This window comes from Peribacillus frigoritolerans (assembly GCF_030676415.1).
GTDB lineage: Bacteria > Bacillota > Bacilli > Bacillales > DSM-1321 > Peribacillus > Peribacillus frigoritolerans_A.
Window position 1 is genome coordinate 331836 of the sequence record NZ_JAUUTW010000003.1, and the last position, 6230, is coordinate 338065.

Below are 6230 nucleotides of genomic sequence, written 5' to 3' on the forward strand. Positions count from 1 at the left end.
TCCTACATTCATTTGATTTGAACAATAAAAAAAGCATCCCTAACCGTCAAAAGAGAAAGTTAGAAATGCTTAAAATAAAGAGGCATGCAGAATGCCCCTTACAATTATAAGGTTCCTAACACCTCCCTATCTCCCGTAGGTTAAAACAGTGTTGTCGAAATAGGCAGGTCTCCTGACTTAGGGAATATCATTAGCGGCGGGCCTTCCCGATCCGTTGATCAGTGGCATATTGGATGGCGCTAACATTCCCATTACAGTGGCGGGACCGTGCCGGAATTACACCGGACTTCCCTTTTAATCCTAATGAAAATTAGGAACCTATTTCCACATATGAAATTTTGCAAAACCTGCCTTGCTCATTGTTTGCAGGTCAAATATTTATAAAATAAAAACTATTATAAAAATTTAGACAATCTTAACATATCCGACCAAAAGGGTCAACATGGAAAAAAAGATTCGGGAAAAGTATACGTTAATTGGGTGTGTGGGTATAAGGATGAGGTCTGTTCCTAAAAAAGAATATATTGATTGGACAGGGAGTATGTATAGAGGAAGTGGCGTTTTGAAATGGGGCGTGGGGGATGACTTTCTACATCTTGATTGCAGGAATCATTTTTTGCATGGTGATGAGCATTCGTACGTTATTTCTTGTTGAGTCGGGAGGAAAGAAGTTTTCTCTGGAGGATATGCTGTGGCTTGGCAATTTATATGCGACGATATTAGTTGGATTTGCACTGATTTATTTATTATACGAGCTTCAGAATCATTCGGTGATTCTTGATATGGGCAATCGATTGGATGGCACTTTCTATGAACAATTGAAGACTTCTTTTTATTTTAGTGCGATGACGATGTTTTCAGTAGGGTATGGAGATATCGCTCCGATTGGCATGGGCAGGATGATAGCTACCATTCAGGCTTTCATCGGGTATACACTGCCGGCAGCGTTCGTGATTCGGACGGTGATCGATCTTGAGCAGAAAGATAGGAAGGATAAATGAAAGTTGTGTTTCTTTCGATTATTGGGTACTCTTACCATAATGAAAGAAATGGAGGGTTCAATATGACTGTTAAAATTGGAGAAAATGCACCTGATTTCAAACTCCCTGCAAACAATGGTGAAATGGTTTCCCTATCGGATTTTAAGGGGAAATACGTTGTTTTATATTTTTATCCCAAAGACATGACGCCAGGTTGCACGACGGAGGCCTGTGATTTCCGGGACCATAATGAGCAATTCGAGGAATTGAACGCGGTCATCATTGGTATAAGCCCAGATCCGGCAGCACGTCATGAAAAATTCATCGAAAAACATGGATTGCCTTTTCTGCTGCTGGCTGACGAAAATCATGAAGCCGCTGAATCATTTGATGTGTGGCAATTGAAAAAGAACTTCGGCAAGGAGTATATGGGCATTGAACGTTCAACTTTCCTGATTGATAAGGCTGGTAAGGTAGTCAAAGAATGGCGTAAAGTAAAAGTCAAAGGCCACGTTGAAGAAGCGCTTGAAACCCTTCGCGACCTCGAAAAATAAGGGACAGGCAGATGAAGGATGAGCGAATAACGAAGCTTGCAGCCAGGCTGATTCATCATTCGATACAATTACAGCCAAAAGAGAGAATCCTCATACGGGGGCATATCAACACGAAGCCATTATTGAAAGAGCTGATTGATGAAATATACAGAGTGGGTGCTTATCCATATGTAGAACTCGAAGACGATGAGATAAGCCGCCACCTGTTACAAGGGAATGTGAAGGAACAACTTGACACATCTTCGCAATGGGCATTGAAGAAATATACGGATATCGATGCGGTCATCATCATCACAGGGGAAGAAAACGATGTGGAAATGACTGATGTTCCCATTGAAAGGCACCGTCTTCAAGGGGAGGCTATGAATTCCCCCACTCTTTTCTATGTAAACAACCGACGTTGGGTCTTACTTAATTATCCCACAAACGCATCAGCGCGAAAAGCCGGCATGACCTTTGACAGGTACCAAGACTTTCTTTTGAACGTATGCACCATGGATTACGGGGAAATGGAGGCGGCCTTGAAACCGTTAAAACAATTGATGGAACGGACTGACAAAGTCAGGATCGTTTCACCAAGGACAGATTTGACCTTTTCCATCAAAGGTATGCCGGCCGTCATATGTGCCGGAAAAAAGAATTTACCGGATGGGGAAGTGTTTACGGCACCCATAAAAGATAGTCTCAATGGAAGGATATCCTTCAACACACCCACTACCTATGAAGGAATCACCTTTAGTGACATAGAATTAAACTTGGAAAAGGGGAAAATCATCAAAGCGACTTCCAATCGTGTCTCTGAAATGAACCAAATTCTGAATATTGATGAAGGGTCCCGGTTTATAGGGGAGTTCGCAATTGGAATCAATCCATACATATTGGAACCTATGGACGATATCTTGTTCGATGAGAAAATAAGCGGGAGTCTGCACTTGGCTCTTGGACTTGCCTATGAAGAAGCGGATAATGGAAACCGTTCATCGATACATTGGGATATGGTCTTGATCCAGCGTCCGGAATATGGGGGTGGTGACATCTATTTTGACAACGTCCTGATCAGAAGGGATGGCGTTTTCATTTTGCCGGAATTACATGCTTTAAACCCAAATTCTTTAATATAAAGCCTTTTTTAATAAGGGTAAGGCTTTTGTCCAAATCAAAAAGGGGACATCTGAATATGCTTTATTAAGGGAATACCTCCTCAGAGAAAGTTGCGCGGGACACATAGAGCCCGTGTTTTTTTATGTTGAAAAAAAGGGAGAGATAAATATGTTAATACTTTCGACTGTCATTCCGAATGAAGGCATCCAAACGAAGATGATGGAAGCTTTTCCTGATTTGAACTTCATTTATCAAAAAGGATGGACGGATGGGCCGCTTCGTGAAGCGGAAATCTTAATTACATATGGTGAAGACTTAACTGAAGAAATCATTGGGAAAGCTGCGAACTTGAAATGGATCATGGTCATGAGTGCAGGAATGGAATTAATGCCATTTAAAGCCATTGAGGAACGTGGAATTTTGGTGACCAACGCAAGAGGCATTCATAAAATCCCGATGGCCGAGTATACGATAGGGATGCTTTTGCAATATGAAAAAAAATTGAAACTGCTTATGAAGAATGAAAAGGAAGAATTGTGGGATAGAAAGATTGAAGTCGGGGAATTGAATGGCAAAACTATGCTCGTTATTGGTGTCGGTGCAATTGGAGGGGAAGTGGCTCGTCTTGGGAAAGCCTTTGGGATGACGACGAGGGGAGTGAACCGGAGCGGGAAACCAGTGGAATCCATCGATCACCTTTATGTCCTGGACAATTTATTGGAAGTCATACCGGGAGCCGATTATATCGTATCCGTCCTGCCAAGTACGGATGAAACGAAGGGCCTTCTGCAAAAAGAACACTTCAAAGCAATGAAAGAATCTGCAGTATTCGTGAATATTGGCCGCGGCGACCTTATTAACGATGAAGTGTTGATCGAAGCCCTGGATGCCGGTGAATTGTCACATGCCATCTTGGATGTATTCGATCCGGAACCTTTAGGAAAAGGGCATCCGTTTTGGAGGATGGAGAATGTTACAGTCACACCGCATCTTTCAAGTAAAAGCGGAGAATATTTACCAAGAACCTTTGCCATATTCGAAAAAAATATGCGTGAATACCTGAAAGCTGGAAAAGACTTCACCAACGTAATCGACTTATCTAGGGGATACTAAACTCAATGCAAAAATGGGAAAGATTCAATGTGTTCATGAATAAACTAAAAAAGAATGGTTAAGCCATTGAATTATTGACAAATTCAACGCATAAAAGGTACACTATTTATAAATATTATAATTTAAGAATTCATACTTAATGAGAAAAAGAGGTGGATGACGGTGTCTGAAGTTCAGTTAAAAGAAGCGTTGGATTCCTTAAAAGATACCGGTGTAAGAATAACTCCTCAACGCCATGCGATACTTGAGTATTTGATAAGCTCCATGTCCCACCCTACCGCTGATGATATATATAAAGCGCTGGAAGGCAAGTTTCCGAATATGAGTGTGGCAACGGTTTATAACAACCTGCGTGTGTTCCGTGAGGTAGGTTTGGTAAAAGAACTTACGTATGGTGATTCTTCAGCTAGGTTTGATTTTGTGACGACGAATCATTATCATGTAATTTGCCAAACTTGCGGGAAAATTGTGGATTTCGATTATCCTGCATTGGATGAAGTCGAGCATTTCGCAGCACAAGTCACCGGTTTCAATGTTAGTCACCATCGGATGGAAATCTACGGCGACTGTACGGATTGTGCGAAAAAAGAATCGCATTAAAAAAAGTTCCTCCACTTGGTTGGAACTTTTTTTCATGTTATGAAGAAATGATACAATTGTTAAAGACTTCTTCAAAGGGAATTCAGCTAGCCGAATTCCTTTAGTCATGCAGGCTTTTCCGGTTATATTTTTCGTTGAATTCTTCGCCTTCCAACTTTTTGTCAAGTGTCAATGGTTCTTCACAATGCATGCAAATATCTACACGCCCTAGTATTTTTGTAGGTTTGCTGCAGTTAGGGCAGACAACCTGGATCGATTTTGTAGAAAGCATTCCAATCCAAAAATAAACCCCTGTGCTTGCGATTATGAATAAAAGGCCCAGCCCCATGAAAATCGTCATGACAACAGGATTTGTTTTGAAGAAAAGCCCAAGGTACATTACAATAAAGCCAATGAAAATCAAACTTAAAGCAAAAGTGCGTATTTTATTGATTTTGCTAGAATATTTAGCCATGGATTGTCCCTCCTAAAATATAACTTTAACTATAACATAAACAATGGATGGAACAAAAAAGAAATAAAGGATACATATTACTTTTGAATTGAAATGGTTTGGGGTAAGGGAAATAAGCAGGGATTTGAAGAGTTTTGTCGAAAGTCTAAAAAAAAAGGTTTTGGAGGAATTTATGATGGAAGATATCCTTCGCCCGATTTATCAAGAGCGAGCAAGTTTAAAATCTACACTTGGAATCTTGTTAATAGAAAAAAGAGATGATAACAGCCCGATTACCGATACATTTGACTACATTCTTTTTGTAATTGCAGACGAAGCCGAAGAGGCCGTGTTTTTAAAACATTACACTTACCAGGATAAAAAGGCAGCCTTACATATCGTAAAGGAAGACCAGTTAAAAGAATGGCTTCTATTAGGGACGAACCGCAAAGTGGTTGACTGGATATATAATGGGAAGGTCCTTTTTGACCGGAATGAATATTTGGACCGTTTGAAAACCGAAATCCGGGAGTTTCCCTTCTATGGAAGGAAATTAAAGATGGGGATGGAATTCGCGAAGTTAATTCGCAGGTACATGGATGGGAAAAGCTTCTTTGAAAAAGGCCATTATCTTGAGGCATACAACCATATCGTTCATTCCCTTCATCACTTGGCCCGTTTGGAAATAATTGAACAAGGTTTTTATCCGGAGGTTACGGTCTGGAACCAAGTGAAGCATATGGAACCTGAAATCTATAAGTTGTATAAAGAATTGATCAGCAGTGAGGAAACTCTCGAAAAAAGATTGGAGCTTCTATTCCTTGCTAGTGAATTTCTTATTTATTCGAGAACGAATGCAGGTTCACAGCATTTGGTTGAAATAATGGGGGCGAAAGAAGATCCGTGGACGATTGCGGAGCTTATGGAGCATCCGGAAGTTAAGTTTTATTCAGTCGACTTAGGTGTTTTATTGGAATATTTGATTGAGAAAAAGGTAATCGACGTCATTAAAGCGGACACAAAAGGGCACGAGGTATATCATCGGTTTTATCGGGTGTCAAAAAACTTTTAAAAAAATGCGATTTTAGTGTTGACCATTAATAATATAGGTGTTATATTAATACATGTCGCTGCGGGACATCAGCTTTCGCAGCTTCATCAAAACAAAAAAACTTAAAAAACATGTTGACAACCGAGTTGGAAACATGGTAAGATGTAAAAGTCGCTTACGAAGTAAACGACAACGAAATTGCTCTTTGAAAACTGAACAAAACAAAGCGCCAACGTTAAATTTTAAGTGAGCACACACTATCAAAAAAGCAAAATGAGCAAGTCAAACATTTCTTCGGAGAGTTTGATCCTGGCTCAGGACGAACGCTGGCGGCGTGCCTAATACATGCAAGTCGAGCGAATCGATGGGAGCTTGCTCCCTGAGATTAGCGGCGGACG

General features: G+C 40.5%; 7 protein-coding genes, 1 rRNA gene and 1 riboswitch. Of the genes, 7 read left to right on the forward strand and 1 reads right to left on the reverse strand.

All coding sequences use genetic code 11. The features are described from left to right. Window positions 1-145 precede the first annotated feature (145 nt). Window positions 146-337: riboswitch (cobalamin riboswitch) on the reverse strand. A 244-nt stretch (window positions 338-581) separates the two neighbouring features. From Q8G36_RS05235 to perR, 5 genes are all read left to right on the forward strand, one after another. Next, a complete protein-coding gene (locus Q8G36_RS05235) occupies window positions 582-1001 on the forward strand; it encodes a potassium channel family protein (RefSeq protein ID WP_034305333.1) in 420 nt (139 codons plus the stop codon). A gap of 62 nt (window positions 1002-1063) precedes the next feature. After that, on the forward strand, window positions 1064-1534 hold the full coding sequence (gene bcp, locus Q8G36_RS05240; protein ID WP_305159282.1) for a thioredoxin-dependent thiol peroxidase: 471 nt from the start codon (window positions 1064-1066) through the stop codon (window positions 1532-1534). 11 nt (window positions 1535-1545) lie between these two features. Further along, entirely contained in the window at window positions 1546-2655 is a 1110-nt protein-coding gene (locus Q8G36_RS05245) for an aminopeptidase (protein ID WP_305159283.1), read from the forward strand. 148 nt (window positions 2656-2803) lie between these two features. After that, on the forward strand, window positions 2804-3748 hold the full coding sequence (locus Q8G36_RS05250) for a D-2-hydroxyacid dehydrogenase (protein WP_305159284.1): 945 nt from the start codon (window positions 2804-2806) through the stop codon (window positions 3746-3748). A 156-nt stretch (window positions 3749-3904) separates the two neighbouring features. Next, window positions 3905-4348, forward strand: a complete 444-nt coding sequence (gene perR, locus Q8G36_RS05255; RefSeq protein WP_076371177.1) for a peroxide-responsive transcriptional repressor PerR — start codon at window positions 3905-3907, stop codon at window positions 4346-4348. 100 nt (window positions 4349-4448) lie between these two features. Here the strand turns inward: perR and Q8G36_RS05260 are convergent, their stop codons facing one another. Further along, window positions 4449-4802, reverse strand: a complete 354-nt coding sequence (locus Q8G36_RS05260; RefSeq protein WP_076371179.1) for a YgzB family protein — start codon at window positions 4800-4802, stop codon at window positions 4449-4451. Window positions 4803-4977: 175 nt separating this feature from the next. On the opposite strand from Q8G36_RS05260, the gene Q8G36_RS05265 reads away from it, so the two are divergent. Together Q8G36_RS05265 and Q8G36_RS05270 are read left to right on the forward strand one after the other, a co-directional pair. Further along, window positions 4978-5853, forward strand: coding sequence for a nucleotidyltransferase-like protein (locus Q8G36_RS05265; protein ID WP_305159292.1), 876 nt, complete (start codon window positions 4978-4980; stop codon window positions 5851-5853). Between the two features lie 270 nt (window positions 5854-6123). Continuing rightward, window positions 6124-6230, forward strand: a 16S ribosomal RNA gene (locus Q8G36_RS05270); the annotation flags it as partial.